General features: G+C 63.4%; 13 protein-coding genes. 12 read left to right on the top strand and 1 reads right to left on the bottom strand.

The genetic code is table 11. The annotated features are described in order from the left end of the window. Window positions 1-394 precede the first annotated feature (394 nt). The 12 genes from CO660_RS17650 (at window position 395) to CO660_RS17595 (ending at window position 14,539) form a co-directional block, all read left to right on the top strand. Window positions 395-643: a hypothetical protein gene (locus CO660_RS17650; protein WP_085777498.1), complete on the top strand. Its 249-nt coding sequence runs from the start codon at window positions 395-397 to the stop codon at window positions 641-643. 53 nt (window positions 644-696) lie between these two features. Further along, a complete protein-coding gene (locus CO660_RS17645) occupies window positions 697-1,368 on the top strand; it encodes a response regulator transcription factor (protein WP_085777499.1) in 672 nt (223 codons plus the stop codon). Beyond that, window positions 1,358-2,761 carry a HAMP domain-containing sensor histidine kinase gene (locus CO660_RS17640; RefSeq protein WP_064706664.1) on the top strand — a complete coding sequence of 468 codons (1,404 nt, stop codon included), beginning with the start codon at window positions 1,358-1,360 and terminating at the stop codon, window positions 2,759-2,761. Before CO660_RS17645 ends, CO660_RS17640 begins: the two co-directional genes overlap by 11 nt. 118 nt (window positions 2,762-2,879) lie before the next feature. Beyond that, window positions 2,880-3,305, top strand: a complete 426-nt coding sequence (locus CO660_RS17635; protein WP_085777500.1) for a hypothetical protein — start codon at window positions 2,880-2,882, stop codon at window positions 3,303-3,305. A gap of 96 nt (window positions 3,306-3,401) precedes the next feature. After that, window positions 3,402-4,529 (top strand): c-type cytochrome biogenesis protein CcmI, encoded by a 1,128-nt coding sequence (ccmI, locus tag CO660_RS17630; RefSeq protein ID WP_097599820.1) that lies wholly within the window; start codon window positions 3,402-3,404, stop codon window positions 4,527-4,529. After that, the gene (gene ccmE, locus CO660_RS17625; RefSeq protein WP_097599819.1) at window positions 4,526-5,008 is read left to right on the top strand and encodes a cytochrome c maturation protein CcmE; all 483 of its coding nucleotides are present in this window, start codon (window positions 4,526-4,528) and stop codon (window positions 5,006-5,008) included. Before ccmI ends, ccmE begins: the two co-directional genes overlap by 4 nt. Continuing rightward, on the top strand, window positions 5,005-6,993 hold the full coding sequence (locus tag CO660_RS17620; RefSeq protein ID WP_097599818.1) for a heme lyase CcmF/NrfE family subunit: 1,989 nt from the start codon (window positions 5,005-5,007) through the stop codon (window positions 6,991-6,993). The genes ccmE and CO660_RS17620 overlap by 4 nt, the downstream gene beginning before the upstream one ends. Next, window positions 6,990-7,451 (top strand): cytochrome c-type biogenesis protein, encoded by a 462-nt coding sequence (locus CO660_RS17615; protein ID WP_097599817.1) that lies wholly within the window; start codon window positions 6,990-6,992, stop codon window positions 7,449-7,451. The genes CO660_RS17620 and CO660_RS17615 overlap by 4 nt, the downstream gene beginning before the upstream one ends. A 177-nt stretch (window positions 7,452-7,628) precedes the next feature. Continuing rightward, window positions 7,629-9,215, top strand: a complete 1,587-nt coding sequence (locus CO660_RS17610) for a Do family serine endopeptidase (RefSeq protein ID WP_097599816.1) — start codon at window positions 7,629-7,631, stop codon at window positions 9,213-9,215. 76 nt (window positions 9,216-9,291) lie between these two features. Next, window positions 9,292-10,038, top strand: coding sequence for a response regulator transcription factor (locus CO660_RS17605; protein WP_097599931.1), 747 nt, complete (start codon window positions 9,292-9,294; stop codon window positions 10,036-10,038). Continuing rightward, a complete protein-coding gene (locus tag CO660_RS17600) occupies window positions 10,035-11,447 on the top strand; it encodes a HAMP domain-containing sensor histidine kinase (RefSeq protein WP_097599815.1) in 1,413 nt (470 codons plus the stop codon). Before CO660_RS17605 ends, CO660_RS17600 begins: the two co-directional genes overlap by 4 nt. Window positions 11,448-11,581: 134 nt before the next feature. Next, window positions 11,582-14,539: a bifunctional [glutamine synthetase] adenylyltransferase/[glutamine synthetase]-adenylyl-L-tyrosine phosphorylase gene (locus CO660_RS17595; RefSeq protein WP_097599814.1), complete on the top strand. Its 2,958-nt coding sequence runs from the start codon at window positions 11,582-11,584 to the stop codon at window positions 14,537-14,539. Here CO660_RS17595 and CO660_RS17590 read toward each other — a convergent pair. After that, window positions 14,536-16,839 (bottom strand): ATP-binding protein, encoded by a 2,304-nt coding sequence (locus CO660_RS17590; protein ID WP_097599813.1) that lies wholly within the window; start codon window positions 16,837-16,839, stop codon window positions 14,536-14,538. The genes CO660_RS17595 and CO660_RS17590 overlap by 4 nt on opposite strands. Window positions 16,840-16,927: the final 88 nt, after the last annotated feature.

Genomic DNA, 16,927 nt, shown 5'->3' with positions numbered 1-16,927 from the left:
GCCGTCGATTCGGATTGCAGCCCGGCGCTTTTTCTCCAGCCGGAAATAGAGATCGGCCGGTACAATTTCAGGACGACCTGCTGCGCACGGAAATCGGCGATATCGACCGCCTTGCCGCCGCTTTCCCGGCAACGCTGTGGCCCAATCGCCGACCACCGGTCGGCTTGCCCGCGGCGCGATGGCAAAGGCATTGATCCCGTCTGGCGAGGTTCATTTGGGGAGCGGAGAAAGCGCCGCCTCTGCCTGCTGCGAGCGTGGTTTCCGATCGCAGGAATCGTTTTTGTCGAACAGGCGAATGGTTCTAAACGCCCTGTATTACAGCGCATTCATTTGCCATTCAGGTCGCGTGGGTACATATTCGCAGCAAGTTGGAATTACCTTGAAAGCGTAAGACATGGCCTTTCCTCTGAGCGTCGCAGTAGTGGCCGCCGGACTGGTGGCATCGGCGCCCTCACCGGACGGCGCGGGCACCCTCGTCCTGCGCGTGGCTGGCGATTGCAGCGCCGCCGCAGCCCAGGTCGTCGAACAGACGGGCGGGCAGCTCCTATCCGTGCAACCGGTGGGCGATAGCTGCATCATTACCGTTCTCGTGTCGGGCAATGGCCAGCGTCCACGCAAGGTAACGGTAAAGGTTCCGATGTAAGCGGAATCGGTCTATTCAAACACGATCGATTTGAAGCGGACGAAGGCGGACCGATGCGCATCCTGGTAATCGAAGACGACGTCAACCTGAACCGGCAGCTGACCGACACATTGAAGGAGGCGGGCTATGTCGTCGACCAGGCGTTCGACGGCGAAGAGGGCCATTTCCTCGGCGACACCGAACCCTATGACGCCATCATTCTCGATATCGGCCTGCCGGAGATGGACGGTGTGACGGTGCTGGAAAAATGGCGCGGCGCCGGCCGCGGCATGCCGGTCTTGATCCTGACGGCGCGCGACCGTTGGAGCGACAAGGTCGCTGGCATTGACGCCGGCGCCGACGACTATGTCACCAAGCCTTTCCATGTCGAGGAAGTTCTGGCGCGCATTCGGGCCTTGATCCGGCGCGCCGCCGGCCACGCATCCTCCGAGATCGTCTGCGGGCCGGTGCGGCTCGACACCAAATCCTCGAAGGCGACGGTCAACGGCACGACGCTGAAGCTGACCTCGCACGAATATCGCCTGCTGGCCTATCTCATGCATCACATGGGCGAGGTCGTCTCGCGCACCGAGCTCGTCGAGCACATGTACGATCAGGATTTCGACCGCGATTCCAACACGATCGAGGTCTTTGTCGGCCGTCTGCGCAAGAAGATGGGCGTCGATCTGATCGAAACGGTGCGCGGTCTCGGCTACCGCATCCAAGCGCCGAAACATGCGAATTAAGTCGCTCACCGCACGCGTGTTGCTGCTGACCACGGTCTGGTCGACGGTGGCCCTGGTGGTGATCGGCCTGCTGATCTCGACGCTCTACCGTAAGAGCGCCGAACGCGGTTTTCAGGATCTGCTGCGGGCGCAGCTCTATAACGTCATCAATTCGGTGACGATCGGCGATCAGGGGGCGTTGAGCGGCAGCCCGCAGCTCGGCGACCTGCGTTTCGCCCAGCCCAAGACCGGCTGGTATTGGGTGGTGGAGCCGCTCGGCACTTATACCACCGCGCCGCTGGTCTCGCCCTCTCTCGGCTCGGCGCTCATTCCGGTACCCTCCGTCGTCGAGGCGCCTTTCGACAAGAATTATGAGCGCTACTACCAGGTGACGGATGCCTCCGGCAACCGGGTGCAGGTGGCCGAAACCGAAGTGGTGCTCGACACGGACGGGCGAGCGGCGCGCTTCCGCGTCACCGGCAATGTCGACGTCGTCGAGGACGATGTCCGCACATTTTCCCACAGCCTCTATCTGGCGCTTGCCGGTTTCGGCGTCGGCAGCCTGATCGTCAATGCGCTGGCGATCCTCTATGGCCTGAAGCCGCTCGACAAGGCGCGCGCCGCGTTGGAGCGCATCCGAGCCGGCGAGAGCGAGCAGCTGAAGGGCGACTTCCCGCGCGAAATCCTGCCGCTCGCCAACGAGGTCAACGCGCTGATCGACAGCAACCGCCGCATCGTCGAGCGGGCGCGCATGCAGGTCGGCAATCTCGCCCATTCGCTGAAGACGCCGATTGCGGTTCTCCTCAACGAGGCACGCGTCCTTGAAAAGTCTCATGGCGAACTGGTGCGCAGCCAGGCGGAATCGATGCAGGGGCAGGTGCAATCCTATCTCAACCGGGCCCGCATCGCCGCCCAGCGCGAATCCGTGCTCGCCCGCACCGATGCCGAGCCGGCGCTGGAGCGGCTGGTGCGCGTCATGCGCCGGCTGAACGTCGATACCGAATTCGATCTTGTCGTGTCGCCGCCGCATCTTGCCGTTGCCATGGAACAGCAGGATCTCGAGGAAACCGTCGGCAATCTCCTGGAAAATGCGGCGCGTTTCGCCAAGAGCAGGGTGCGGCTTTCGGCCGTCGAGGCTGGCGAGGACGTGAAAGGGGCGGAGGCGAGCGCCCGTCGACGCTGGGTGGAGCTTGCCGTCGAGGATGACGGCCCCGGCCTTGAGCCCGACCAGATCCGCGAGGCGCTGAAGCGTGGCCGCAGGCTCGACGAAAGCAAGCCTGGAACCGGCCTGGGCCTTTCGATCGTCACCGAAATTTCCAACGAATACCAGGGAAGGCTCGAACTGTCCCGCGGTGAATGGGGCGGGCTGAAGGCGAAGCTTATCCTGCCTGGCGTCACAAAGGATGTTGCATGACCAACTGCTTGATGTCACAAGGATAGTGGCAAATGTATAGCATGCTTTGCCACAATGCTGACACGGGGACGCTGCACTTCGATCGGCTGAATTTGACCTCTGATCGTGGTTCGACGCAATGATTCTACGCTCGCAAGGCATGATGGTTTCCATCCTTCTTCTCGCCGTCGCGCTCACCGGCTGCACGACGACGAAGGGTGCCGCTTCGCGTGGCATTTTTTCGAGCAAGCCATCCGCCTCGGCCGCCTTTATCACCGCGCTCCAGGGCGGCATCGTCGGCCGCAGCGGCGTGAGCTTGAGCGATAGCGACAAACAGCGGGCGCTCGAGGCGGAGTATCGGGCGCTCGAAGGGGCGGCGGTCGGCCAACCGGTGGTCTGGAGCGGCAAGGAGGTCACAGGCAAGGTCGTGGCGGCCGCACCCTATCAGGTCGGCTCGCAGAACTGCCGGCAATATACCCATACGCTGACCGTCGACGGCAAGGAAACCGTGGCACGGGGTGCAGCCTGCCGCAACGACGACGGCAGCTGGTCGCCGCTCGGCTGAAGTCGTTCAGCCTAAATTGCGGCGAATAGCCTCAAATCTTCGTCATTCCGGCTTTGGCAGTTGGAATAGGCGTGTGCTTCACGTATTTGGGCCCATATGCTGTTCTGGATTCTCGTTGCCGTTCTGACGGCAGCCGTCGCCGTCATCCTGCTCTATCCCCTTCTGCGTGGTGCGAAGGCGGCGCAGAACAGCCGCGCCGGCGAGGCGGCAGTTTATCGCGACCAATTGCGCGAACTCGACCGCGATCTTGCTGGCGGGCTTATCACGCCTGAGGAGGCTGATTACGCCAGGGCCGAAATCGGCCGGCGGCTGATCGCCGTCTCTGCCGCAGAGCCGGAGACGGTAGACAAACCCGCACGGCATCACCATCTCGTCGAAGTCTTCGTCCTCTTGATCCTGCCGGTGCTCGGACTCTGTCTTTATTTGACGACGGGCAGGCCGGATCTGCCGTCGCAGCCGCTGGAAGCGCGGCTGGAAAATCCCGGCGACGACGTGGCGGTGCTGATCGCCAAGGCGGAGCGGCATCTGGCTCAGAATCCCGACGACGGCAAGGGCTGGGACGTACTGGCGCCGATCTATTTCCGCACGATGCGGATTGCCGATGCCGAGGTCGCCTACCGCAATGCGATCCGGCTTCTAGGCCCGAGCCCGATCCGGCTCGACGGCCTTGCCGAGACGCTGATGGCGGTTTCGGACGGCGTCGTGACGGAGGAAGCGCGTCAGGCGCTGGAACAGTCGCTGACGCTGGAGCCCGATAATCCGCGTGCCCGCTTCTACATCGCGCTCAGCATGGAACAGGCGGGACGGGCCGACGAGGCCCGCCGGGCTTTCGAGGCGCTGGCGCAGCAATCGCCGGCCGATGCACCCTGGCTGCCGCTGGTCAATGAACATATCGCCAAGAACGGCGGTGCGGCTCAGCCGGCTGCGCCTGGCGGACCGACGTCGGAAGATGTGGCGGCGGCTGGAAACATGAGCGCCGGCGATCGCCAGCAGATGATCCGCGGCATGGTCGAAAGCCTTGATGCCAAACTCAGCGAGGATCCCAACAATTTCGAGGGATGGATCCGGCTCGTCCGCTCTTACGCCGTATTGGACGATAAGAATCGCGCAGCCGACGCCCTGAAGCGCGGGCTGGCCGCCTTTCCGCCGTCCGGCGAGCAGGGCCGGCAATTGCTGGCGCTTGCCAGGGAGCTTGGGATAGCCACGGAGGGAATGACGCAATGACGCGCAAGCAGAAGCGCCTTGCGGTGATTGCTGGCGGGATGAGTTTCATCCTGGCGGCGGTGTTGTTGGTGATGTTCGCCTTCAGCCAATCGGTGGCCTATTTCTACATGCCGGCCGATCTTGCCAAGACGCCGGTGGCGCCGGAGACCCGCATCCGGCTCGGCGGCTTGGTCGGGGCGGGCAGCGTCGTGCGCGGCGCCGGCTCGACGGTGGAGTTTTCCGTCACCGACGGCAGCGCCAATGCGGTGAAGGTCAGATATACCGGCATCCTGCCCGATCTATTCCGCGAGGGCCAGGGGGTCGTCACCGAGGGCATGTTTGCCCCAGGCAGCAATGTCTTTACCGCCGACACCGTGCTTGCCAAGCATGACGAGACCTATATGCCGAAGGAGGTGGCCGACAAGCTGAAGCAGCAGGGGCTGTGGCAGGAAGGCCAAGGGGGAGCCGGCCAGGGGCAGGAGGCGAAAGCAACGCCATGATCATCGAGATCGGCCATTACGCTTTGGTGCTGGCGCTGGCGACGGCGCTGATCGTCTCGATCGTGCCGGTAATCGGCGCCCGCCGCCATGATCCGGCGATGATGGATGTGGCGAGCGTCGGCTCGCTTGTCATGTTTGCGCTCGTCGCCTTTGCGTTTGCCGTCCTGACCTATGCCCATGTCGTCTCCGACTTCTCGGTCGAGAACGTCTGGGAGAATTCGCATTCGCTGGTGCCGCTGATCTACAAATATTCGGGCGTCTGGGGCAATCACGAGGGATCGATGATGCTCTGGCTGCTGATCCTGGCGCTGTTCAGCGCCCTGGTCGCGATCTTCGGCGCCAATTTGCCGGAGACGCTGAAGGCCAATGTACTTGCCGTGCAAGCCTGGATCTCGCTCGCCTTCACCCTGTTCATTCTCTTGACCTCCAATCCCTTCCTGCGGCTCGATCCGGCCCCGGCCGAGGGCCGCGATCTCAATCCGGTGCTGCAGGATATCGGGCTCGCCATCCATCCGCCGCTGCTCTATCTCGGCTATGTCGGCTTTTCCGTCTGCTTCTCCTTTGCCGTGGCAGCCCTGATCGAAGGCCGCATCGACGCCGCTTGGGCGCGCTGGGTCAGGCCGTGGACGCTGGCGGCCTGGACCTGTCTGACGCTCGGCATCGCCATGGGCTCCTACTGGGCCTATTACGAGCTCGGCTGGGGCGGCTGGTGGTTCTGGGATCCGGTGGAGAACGCCTCCTTCATGCCTTGGCTTGCCGGAACCGCGCTGCTGCATTCGGCCCTCGTCATGGAAAAGCGGGAGGCGCTGAAGATCTGGACGGTGCTGCTTGCGATCCTGACCTTCTCGCTGTCGCTGATGGGCACCTTCCTGGTGCGCTCCGGCGTGCTGACTTCGGTGCATGCCTTCGCCAGCGATCCCACCCGCGGCGTCTTCATCCTCTCGATCCTCTTGATCTTCATCGGCGGGGCGCTGTCGCTGTTTGCCCTGCGGGCGCCGAAGCTTTCGGCCGGCGGGCTGTTTGCGCCGATCTCGCGTGAAGGGGCGCTCGTCCTCAACAATCTGATCCTGACGGTCGCCTGCGGCACGGTGCTGACCGGCACCCTCTATCCGCTGCTGTTGGAGACGCTGACCGGCGACAAGATCTCCGTCGGGCCGCCTTTCTTCAACCTGACCTTCGGCCTGCTGATGGCGCCGCTGCTCGTCATCGTGCCGTTCGGGCCGCTGCTGGCCTGGAAGCGCGGCGATCTGCTCGGCGCCCTGCAGCGGCTCTATGCCGTTGCAAGCCTGGCATTTCTTGCCGCGGTCGCCTTCTTCTATCTCCAACATGGCGGGCCGGTGTTGTCGGTGCTCGGGCTGGCGGCCGGGCTGTTCCTGATCCTCGGCGCCATTGCCGATCTCTGGTATCGGGCCGGCATCGGCAAGGTGGCGGGCTCCATCGCCTGGCGCCGCCTGTTGGGCCTGCCGCGCTCAGCCTTAGGCACGGCGCTCGCCCATGCCGGGCTCGGCGTCAGCGTGCTCGGCATCGTCGCCGTCACCACCTTCCAGAGCGAACATGTCGCCGAGATGAAGCCGGGCGCCACGGTCGAAGCCGGTGGCTACAGCCTTGAGTTCGACGGCATGCGAGCGGGCAGGGGACCGAACTACACCGAGGAGCGCGGCCACTTCACCATCCGCCGCGCCGGTGTCACCATTGCCGATACCTGGTCGGCCAAGCGGCTCTACACCGCCCGGCAGATGCCGACGACGGAGGCGGGCATCCTGACCTTCGGCCTCAGCCAGCTCTATGTCTCGCTCGGCGACGCCACCAAGGACGGCGGCATCGTCGTGCGCATCTGGTGGAAGCCGTTCATCCTGTGCATCTGGGGCGGCGCCTTGATCATGGCCGCCGGCGGCTGCGTGTCGCTCTCCGACCGGCGCCTGCGCGTCGGCGCCCCGCGCCGAAAGGCGAAGGCCGCAGCTCCTGCGATGGAGCCGGCGGAATGATGCGTCTCTCCCGTCTCCTCGTCGCCGTGTTCGTGTTCTTCGCACCCGTTTCCGCCTTCGCCGTCAATCCCGACGAGGTGCTGGCGGATCCGGCGCTGGAGGCCCGCGCCCGGGCGCTATCGGCCGAACTGCGCTGCATGGTCTGCCAGAATCAGTCGATCGACGATTCCAATGCCGAGCTCGCCAAGGATCTCCGCTTGCTTGTGCGTGAGCGCATCAGCAACGGCGACAGCGATGAGGCGGTGCTCAACTATATCGTCTCGCGCTACGGCGAGTTCGTGCTTCTGAAGCCGAGGTTCAGCGTGAGGACGCTGTTGCTCTGGGGCGCCCCGGTGCTGCTGGTCCTTGCCGGCGGCGCGTCGCTGCTCGTCTTTGCGCGCAAGAGGACAGGCAGGCCGACCGGAAGCAAGCTGACGCCGGAAGAGCAGGCGAAGCTGAGTGAGCTTTTAGATAAGTAACGCTGGATGGCGATCCTTCGTCGCGATGGCCCGAATTCGGGCAAGCAGAGATCACAAACATTACCAACTTTTCATTGGCTGGACAGTTCGCAGTAAGGTGCGCCATCCTATATCTTAAGTCATCGACTGATCCGGCGCCGCCGGTCTGAAGATCTAAGAACAAGAGAAGGTGCTCCAATGCTCAAGAATTTCAACGGACGTCCGTCCCTCGCCACGGTGCTCAAGGCTTCTACCGTCGCCGGTATCGCAGCCGCTGTGCTCGCAACCGGCGTTCCGCTCGAAATCACCCGGTCTTACGCTGAAGCTGTCAAGGTTCAGGCGCCTGCCGTGCCGAGCTTCGCCAATGTCGTCGATGCCGTTTCACCCGCCGTCGTTTCCGTTCGCGTCGAAAACCGCGTCAACCCCGTCGCCGACAATGACGGCTTCTCCTTCGATTTCAACGGCCGCGGCTTCGACGATCTGCCTGACGATCACCCGCTGAAGCGGTTCTTCAAGCAGTTCGGCCAGGATCCGAACGACGAGCAGGGCCACCAGCGGCGCTTCGGCCAGAATGGTCCGGGTGGCCCGAATGGTCCCGGTAAGGGCCGTCTGCGCCCGGTCGCTCAAGGCTCCGGCTTCTTCATCTCCGAAGACGGCTATATCGTTACCAACAACCACGTGGTTTCCGACGGCCAGGCCTTCGTTGCGGTCATGAATGACGGCACCGAACTCGATGCCAAGCTGATCGGCAAGGATCCGCGCACTGATCTCGCCGTCCTCAAGGTCGACGGCAAGGGTAAGAAGTTCACCTATGTCAACTGGGCCGACGACAACAATGTCCGCGTCGGCGACTGGGTTGTCGCCGTTGGCAATCCCTTCGGTCTCGGTGGCACGGTGACGGCCGGCATCGTTTCGGCCCGCGGCCGCGACATCGGCTCCGGTCCCTATGACGATTACCTGCAGGTGGATGCGGCCGTGAACCGCGGCAACTCCGGCGGTCCGACCTTCAACCTCAACGGCGAAGTCGTCGGCATCAACACGGCGATCTTCTCGCCTTCGGGCGGCAGCGTCGGTATTGCCTTCGCGATTCCCGCCTCGACCGCAAGGGATGTCGTCGCCGATCTGATGAAGGATGGCCAGGTTTCCCGCGGCTGGTTGGGCGTCCAGATCCAGCCGGTGACCAAGGATATCGCCGAGTCCATCGGCCTTTCCGAGCCGAGCGGCGCCCTCGTTGTCGCCCCGCAGCCCGGATCGCCGGGTGACAAGGCCGGCATGAAGGCCGGTGATGTCGTCACGGCACTCAATGGCGAAACGATCAAGGATGCCCGTGATCTCAGCCGCCGCATCGGCGCGATGCAGCCGGGCAGCAAGGCCGAGCTTTCGGTCTGGCGCGCCGGCAAAGCCCAGTCGCTCACCGTCGAACTCGGCACGCTGCCGGCCGATCAGAAGGATGCCAACGCCGACGACAACAACAATCAGCCGCAGCAGCCTGAGGCACCGGCTTCCGAGAAGGCGCTTGCCGATCTTGGCCTGACCGTCGGCCCCTCCGATGACGGCAAGGGCCTGACGATCACCGGCATCGATCCCGACTCTGACGCCGCCGACAAGGGCATCAAGGAAGGCGAAAAGATCACATCGGTCAACAATCAGGAGGTTTCCACTGCCGCCGATGTCGTCAAGGTGCTGAATCAGGCCAAGAAGGACGGCCGCACCCGCGCGCTGTTCCAGATCCAGTCCAGCGAAGGAAGCCGTTTCGTCGCGCTTCCGATCAACGGCCAGGGCTGATCCACAAAGAAAATCGGAGCCGTGCGGACCAACGTCCGCGCGGCTCGTTTCTTCTGACCTTTCAAGGATGATCGCGATGAACGCCGCCCCGCAGCAAGATGCTTTGAGCCTTGCCGAAACGCAGCCGGTGGGTAATGTCGGCCGCATGAAGATTCTCATCATCGAAGATGATCTCGAAGCCGCGGCCTACCTCACGAAAGCCTTTCGTGAGGCGGGCATCGTCGCCGATCACGCCAGTGACGGCGAGGCCGGCTTGTTCATGGGGTCGGAGAACACCTACGACGTTATCGTCATCGATCGCATGCTGCCGCGCCGGGACGGACTTTCGGTCATCAGCGAATTGCGCCGCAAGGGCATCCATACGCCGGTCCTCATCCTCTCCGCCCTTGGCCAGGTCGACGACCGCGTCACCGGCCTTCGTGCCGGCGGCGACGATTACCTGCCAAAGCCCTATGCCTTCAGTGAGCTGCTGGCGCGCGTCGAAGTGCTCGGCCGCCGCAAGGGCACGCCGGAACAGGACGTCGTCTATCGCGTCGGCGATCTTGAACTCGACCGGCTATCCCACGAGGTGCGCCGCGGCGGCAAGGAAATCCCGCTGCAGCCGCGCGAGTTCCGCCTGCTCGAATATCTGATGAAGAATGCCGGCCAGGTGGTCACCCGAACGATGCTGCTCGAAAATGTGTGGGACTATCACTTCGACCCGCAGACCAACGTCATCGACGTCCATGTCTCGCGCCTGCGCTCGAAGATCGAGAAGGACTTCAGCCAGCCGCTTCTCAAGACCATTCGGGGTGCGGGGTACATGATCAAGGATGAGGGATGAGCCGCTTCAGGGTTCTCTTCAAGTCCACTGCAGTCCGCCTTTCGGCACTCTACATTCTGCTATTCGCCATCTGCGCCGCGACCCTCGTCTTCTATGTGACGGCGATGTCGGAACGGCTGCTCACAGGCCAGATTCGCGACGCCGTCCGGCAGGAGGTGGAGCAGGTGCAGCGCGCCTATGACACCGGCGGCATGAACCTTTTACTGCGCACGATGGAACGGCGTGCCCGTCAGCCCGGCGCCAATCTCTACATCATCGCCGGTCCTTCGGGGGATATTCTCGCCGGCAACGTCGCCTCGGTGCAGCCCGGTGTCTTCGAGGAGGTCGGCTGGACCTCGGCTCCTTTCGCCTATCAGCGTTATACAGACGGCGGTGGTATCGAGCGCCGCCATAAGGCGATCGCCAACATTTTTGTGCTCGACAACGGCTTGAGAATCCTGGTCGGCCGCGACCTCGGCGATCCCGAGCGTTTCCGCCTGCTGGTGCGCCAGGCGCTGATGGTGGCTTTGGCGATCATGGGGCTCGGCGCGATCATCATCTGGTTCGGCATTGGGCGCAACGCACTGAAACGCATCGACCGCATGTCGGATGCGAGCAAGAAGATCATGGCAGGCGATCTCTCGCAACGCCTGCCGGTCGGCGGCTCCGGCGACGAGTTCGACCGGCTGTCGATGTCGCTGAACACCATGCTGGAACGTATCGAGAAGTTGAATGAAGGCTTGCGACAGGTCTCAGACAACATTGCCCATGATCTCAAGACACCGCTGACACGGCTGCGCAACAAGGCCGCCGATGCGCTCGATATGACGGATGGCGATACGCGTCGCGTCGCCCTCGAAGGCATTATTAGCGAATCCGATCAGCTGATCCGCACCTTCAACGCCCTGCTGATGATCTCCCGCGTCGAGGCCGGGTCGGTCGCGGCGGAGATGTCGCCGGTCGAGCTTTCGGCAATCGTTTCCGACAGTGCCGAACTTTATGAACCCGCAGCCGAGGAGTCCGGTCTCGGCCTCAGCGCCAGTGTCGAGCCGGGCATCGAGGTGCAGGGCAATCGCGAGCTGATCGGCCAGGCGATCTTCAACCTGCTCGACAATGCGATCAAATATTCCTCCGATACCGAAGGGGCGGGCGAAGTATCGCTCAAGCTCGCGCGCCATCCGGACGGCATCTGCCTGTCGGTGGCCGACCATGGGCCTGGCGTTCCGGCCGATCGGCGCGACGATGTGGTGAAGCGCTTCGTTCGCCTCGATGAGAGCCGTTCGAAGCCCGGCACAGGGCTCGGGCTTTCGCTGGTGGAAGCAGTGATGGAGCTGCATAACGGCCGACTGGAACTCTCCGACACCAATCCCGACAAGCCTGAACAGCGCGGGCTGACGGTCAGCATGATCTTCCCGGCCAAGGTCGCCTGAGGGTCTTGTCCGATTGCGATAGGCTGAATCGCGTATTGGCGGTTTTCCACCAGGACACTAAGTTACCTCCGAACCGAAGGCGGCGACCCAATTCCAGATAATCGCCACGCCTTCTGCAGAGCCAGGGAGAGCGCATGCTGACGAAATCGACGCATGGCCTGAAGGATGTCGCTGAAGGGCTACTGCGTCCGCTGAGCCAGACGGAGCTGAAGCTGGCGCTGACCGATCTGCAGCAGGCGGGCAAAAGCGAGCCTTTAATTGCGGCAATGCTCAAGACGGACGGGCGGGTGCGCGACTTCATCGCCGCCGTGCTGTCGCTGTCGCCCTACTTGCGTGAAATCGTCAATCTCGACCCCGCCGTCCTTGCCGGCGCGATCAGCGAACCGCTGGAGCCGCAGATCGAAGCGCTGATCGCCGAGGCGCGAAGCTGCTGGCGGCCGGACGGTGAAGGGGCGGCGCCGGGGGAATCCGTGGTGATGAGCAGGCTGCGCATCATCAAGCGCAAGGCCGCTTTTCTCGTTGCGCTCGCCGATCTCTCGCGCATTTTCGACAGCCGGACGACAACGGCCTGGCTGAGCGCGCTTGCCGAGGCTTCGGTCGCGGCTGCGATCGACCATCTGCTGCTTTCGGCGCATGAGGGGGGAAAGCTCAGGCTGCACGATCCGGCCAAACCAAGCGAGGGCTCGGGCCTGATCGTGCTCGGCATGGGCAAGCTCGGCGCGTGCGAACTCAACTATTCCTCCGATATCGATCTCGTAGTCTTCTTCGACGAACAGGCCGGCATCGTGGCCGATCCGGATGATGCGATCGACATCTTTCCGAGGATGATGCGCCGGCTGGTGCGCATCCTGCAGGAGCGCACGGCGGACGGCTACGTTTTCCGCACCGATCTCAGATTGCGTCCCGATCCCGGCTCGACGCCGCTGGCGATCCCGGTTGACGCGGCGATGAACTATTATGAGGGCAGGGGCCAGAACTGGGAGCGGGCGGCCTTCATCAAGGCGCGCGCCGTCGCCGGAGACCTTGCGGCCGGCGGCGAGTTCCTGCGCGGACTCGGCCCTTTCGTCTTCCGCAAATATCTCGATTACGCGGCAATCGCCGATATCCATTCGATCAAGCGGCAGATCCACGCGCATAAGGGCCACGGCGCGATCGCCGTCAAGGGCCATAATGTCAAGCTCGGCCGCGGCGGCATCCGCGAAATCGAATTCTTCGTCCAGACGCAGCAGCTGATTGCCGGCGGCCGCATGCCGGCGCTGCGCGCCCGGGCGACGGAGGAGACACTCCGTGAACTCACCCAGGCGAAATGGATCGATGAGCAGACGCGCGACGAACTGACGGAGGCCTACTGGTTCCTGCGTGACGTCGAGCACCGCATCCAGATGGTGCGCGACGAGCAGACTCATCTTCTGCCGGAGACCGATGTCGACCTGAAGCGCATCGCCTTCATGATGGGCTTTCCCGACACGCCGAGCTTTTCCGAAAGGCTGGTCAGCGTCCTGAAAACGGTCGAGCGTCGTTACGCCCGCCTATTTGAGCAGGAGAGCAAGCTTTCCAGCGAAACCGGAAACCTCGTCTTCACCGGCCAGGGCGACGACCCGGACACGCTGGAGACGCTGAAGAAGCTTGGTTTCACCAGACCATCCGACATTTCGCGCATCATCCGCACCTGGCACTACGGCCGCTATCGCGCGACGCAATCGGTGGAGGCGCGTGAAAGACTGACGGAGCTGGCACCGGAGCTGCTGCGCGTCTTCGGCGAAAGCAAGCGTGCCGACGAGGCGCTGCTGCGCTTCGACAGCTTCATCTCGGGCCTTCCCGCCGGCATCCAGCTCTTCTCGCTGCTCGGCAGCAATCCGGCGCTCCTGTCGCTGATCGTCAACATCATGTCCTCGGCGCCCCGCCTGGCCGAAGTGATTGCCGCCAAGCCGCATGTCTTCGACGGCATGCTCGATCCCGGCCTGATGGCCGAGCTGCCGACCCGCGAGCATCTCGGCGAACGCCTGAAGGGCTCTCTTGCCCAGGCGCGCCATTATGAGGAAGTGCTCGACCGGCTGCGCATCTTCGCCGCCGAACAGCGCTTCCTGATCGGCATCCGCCTGCTCACCGGCGCAATCAATGGCGCAATGGCCGCCCGCGCCTTCACCCATCTCGCCGATCTCATCATTGCGGCCGCACTCGATGCCGTGGTGAGCGAGATGCGGGCGGCGCATGGCGATTATCCGGGTGGCCGCATCGCCATATCAGGCATGGGCAAGCTCGGCAGCTTTGAGCTGACCGCAGGTTCCGACATCGATCTGATCCTGCTCTATGATTATGACGAAGCGGCTTCAGAATCCGACGGGCCGAAGCCGCTCGACTCTACGCGCTATTTCACCCGCATCACCCAGCGACTGATCGCCGCCCTGTCGGCGCCGACCGCCGAGGGCGTACTTTACGAGGTCGATATGCGGCTGCGTCCCTCCGGCAACAAGGGCCCGGTCGCCACCCGCATCAATGCCTTCGGCAAGTATCAGCGCGAGGAGGCCTGGACCTGGGAGCATATGGCGCTCAGCCGCGCGCGGCTGATTTCGGGCGATGAAAGCCTGATCGCCGAGGCGGAACGTATTATTCGCGAGGTGCTGACGGCCGGCCGCGACGTCGCCAAGGTGGCGCATGACGTTGCCGAGATGCGCGAACTGATCGACAAGGAAAAGCCGCCATCCGGCCCCTGGGACTTGAAGCACATTCCCGGCGGCGTCATCGATCTCGAATTCATCGCCCAGTATCTGGCGTTGATCGCACCAACCAAGGGCATCGACATTGTCGTGAATGGCAAGAGCACCGGCGAGGCCCTTAAGTTGCTTGGTGACCGACTGATGGCGACTGCCGACCTCGACACGTGCCTCGAAGCCTTCACGCTCTACACCAGTCTTTCACAGCTGATCCGGCTCTGCATCGAGAGCGAGTTCGACCCGAACGACGCGCCGGCCGGCCTGATCGAGCTCGTCTGCCGTGCCGGCGACTGCCCTGACATCAGAACGCTCGACGGAGAGGTGAAGCGGCTTTCGAAAGCGGTGCGGAAGATTTTCGTCAATACAGTAGGAGCCTAAGCCTCATCCGGAATGCGCAGCGAGATCACCGTGCCCACGGCTTCGCGCGAGCGGATCTTCATGCGGCCACCATGCAGCGAGGTCAACGAGCGGGATATGGCGAGCCCGAGGCCGGAACCCCCTTTGCTCTTGGCGTATTGGCTCTGCACCTGCTCGAACGGCTGGCCGATCTTGGAGAGCGCTGAGCGTGGTATGCCGATGCCGGTGTCGGCAATGGTGACGAAGACGGCGCCGTCGACGCGGCGCGTGCGCAAGGCGATGCGGCCGCCATTGTCGGTGAACTTCACCGCATTGGAGAGCAGGTTGAGCAGCACCTGTTTCATCGCCCGGCGGTCGGCCGTCAGCGTCAGGCCCGACGAGATGCGCTGCTCGATCACGATGTTCTTTTCGGCGGCCGGAATGGCGGTGAAACGCAGGCTTTCTTCGATCAGCGGCACGAGGTCTATGCGCTCGCGGTGCAGCTTCAGATGGCCGGCCTCGATCTTCGACATGTCGAGAATGTCATTGATGACGTTGAGCAGATGTTTGCCGCTGTCATGGATATCGCGGGCATATTCGTCGTATTTCAGCGAGCCGAGCGGACCGAACATCTGGTTCTGCAGGATCTCCGAGAAGCCGAGGATGGCGTTGAGCGGGGTGCGCAGCTCATGCGACATGTTGGCGAGGAATTCCGACTTCGCCTTGTTGGCGGCCTCGGCGCGTTCCTTCTCCGCTTGGTAATTGGCGTTGGCCGTCGAAAGCTCGGCTTTCTGGAGCTCCAGCGTCTGACGCGAGGCGGAGAGATCGCCGATCGTTGCCATCAGCCGGCGTTCGGATTCGCGCAGCCGCTCCTGATGACGTTTCATCAGCGTGATATCGGTGCCGACTGAGACCCTGCCACCGTCGCGCGTGCGGCGTTCATTGATCTGCAGCCAGCGCTCGTCGGCAAGCTGCACCTCGGTCGTCCGCCCCGAGCCATCGGCATCGGCGACCCGCCGCTCGATGACGGGGCGGGCGGCGGCGGCATTGACGATCGAGCGCTCGGTGCCGGGCACCAGCACGCTGTCCGGCAGGCCGTAGGCTTCCTGGAAATGCGTGTTGCACATGACCAGCCGATCGTTCTTGTCCCAGAGCACGAAGGCTTCGGAGGTGCATTCGATAGCGTCGGCGAGCCGCTGATCGGCTTCGGCATAGCGCTGGGCGAGCCGATGCTGTTCGGTCACGTCCATGGCGATGCCGATCAGGTGCATGCGGCCGGAATTGCTGCGGATCACCTGGGCGCGGGCGCGCATCCAGACATAGTGGCCGCCGGCATGGCGCATGCGGAAGATCTGGTCGACCTGACCGGAATGGCCGTTAGCGATGGCGCGGGCGATCTCATAGAGGCCGCCATCATCCGGATGCATCAGCCGCGCGGCCTCGCCGAAGCCCAGCGTCTTGTCCGAACCCGGCAGGCCGAGCATGTCGTACATCGAACGCGACCAGAAGAATTCGCGGTTCTCGAAATCGAAATCCCAGAGGCCGCAGCGGCCGCGCGACAGCGCCGTCTCGACGCGCAGGTTCGATTCCAGGAAGATATCGTCGGCGTCGCGGGCGCGCTTCACCTGGGTGTAATAGGCGTAGAGGATGACGAGCAGGATCGAGGATATGCCGGCAAACAGCGTGACGTTGAGCGCCAGTTCCTCGCGCCAGACCTGGCTGATGTCCTCGAGCGAAGTGGCGGCGACGATGTAGCCGCCGGCATTGCCCATCAAAGTGATCTCGGCATAGTGCGGCACGCCGCCGATCGTGGTTTCGATGACGCCGGCACGATCGCCGAAACGCCGGATCGCCGAGACCTCCGGGAAGAAATCGCCGACATTGCTGCCGACATGCGAAAGCCCGGCGGTCGTGGCGGCGAAAACCTTGCCGCTAGCCTGCACCAGCAGCACGAAAGCGCCGCTGTCCAGCCGGTCTTGCGGCAGGTATTTGGTGAGGCGGGTCTGCGCTTGGCCGATATCGCCGCTGTCGAAGATCTGGGGGACATCGGCAAACACCGCCGAGGCAGTCGCCGCCGAGAGCGCGGTAGCATGGCGTGCGGAAGCCTCCAGGCGGGCATATTCATTCATCATGCCGAAGAAATGCGAGGCGGCGACGACGGAGAGGAAGGCAATGATCAGCGCCGGAATGGTGCGCTTCAAGATGAGTTCCGCCTTCGGCAGATGACGAAGGAGCGGTTCCGATGTCGCGTGACCGGAAAGGCTGTTTCGCCAGGCCTTCAACCCGTCAAAATCGACACGCAGCCGTCCTCCGGCCACGGTTGCCCGCCGCACGTCCATCATCTCTTCGCCTTGTCCCTCGTGTGATTCGCGCGCCGCTCGCTCGAACCTGACCTAGAGAATCACGGGTGATTCGCCTTGTCCAGAGGCA

The organism is Rhizobium sp. L9 (genome assembly GCF_002531885.1).
Classification (GTDB): Bacteria; Pseudomonadota; Alphaproteobacteria; order Rhizobiales; family Rhizobiaceae; genus Rhizobium.
Note: the sequence above shows the minus strand (reverse complement) of the source record. Positions and strands in the feature narration are given on the sequence as shown.

Coding starts and splice junctions, on each gene's coding strand:
- CO660_RS17595 (WP_097599814.1), top strand. CDS start 11,582: ATGCTGACGAAATCGACGCATGGCCTGAAGGATGTCGCTGAAGGGCTA.
- CO660_RS17645 (WP_085777499.1), top strand. CDS start 697: ATGCGCATCCTGGTAATCGAAGACGACGTCAACCTGAACCGGCAGCTG.
- CO660_RS17615 (WP_097599817.1), top strand. CDS start 6,990: ATGATGCGTCTCTCCCGTCTCCTCGTCGCCGTGTTCGTGTTCTTCGCA.
- ccmE (WP_097599819.1), top strand. CDS start 4,526: ATGACGCGCAAGCAGAAGCGCCTTGCGGTGATTGCTGGCGGGATGAGT.
- CO660_RS17605 (WP_097599931.1), top strand. CDS start 9,292: ATGAACGCCGCCCCGCAGCAAGATGCTTTGAGCCTTGCCGAAACGCAG.
- CO660_RS17620 (WP_097599818.1), top strand. CDS start 5,005: ATGATCATCGAGATCGGCCATTACGCTTTGGTGCTGGCGCTGGCGACG.
- CO660_RS17610 (WP_097599816.1), top strand. CDS start 7,629: ATGCTCAAGAATTTCAACGGACGTCCGTCCCTCGCCACGGTGCTCAAG.
- ccmI (WP_097599820.1), top strand. CDS start 3,402: ATGCTGTTCTGGATTCTCGTTGCCGTTCTGACGGCAGCCGTCGCCGTC.
- CO660_RS17635 (WP_085777500.1), top strand. CDS start 2,880: ATGATTCTACGCTCGCAAGGCATGATGGTTTCCATCCTTCTTCTCGCC.
- CO660_RS17640 (WP_064706664.1), top strand. CDS start 1,358: ATGCGAATTAAGTCGCTCACCGCACGCGTGTTGCTGCTGACCACGGTC.
- CO660_RS17590 (WP_097599813.1), bottom strand. CDS start 16,839: ATGATGGACGTGCGGCGGGCAACCGTGGCCGGAGGACGGCTGCGTGTC.
- CO660_RS17600 (WP_097599815.1), top strand. CDS start 10,035: ATGAGCCGCTTCAGGGTTCTCTTCAAGTCCACTGCAGTCCGCCTTTCG.
- CO660_RS17650 (WP_085777498.1), top strand. CDS start 395: ATGGCCTTTCCTCTGAGCGTCGCAGTAGTGGCCGCCGGACTGGTGGCA.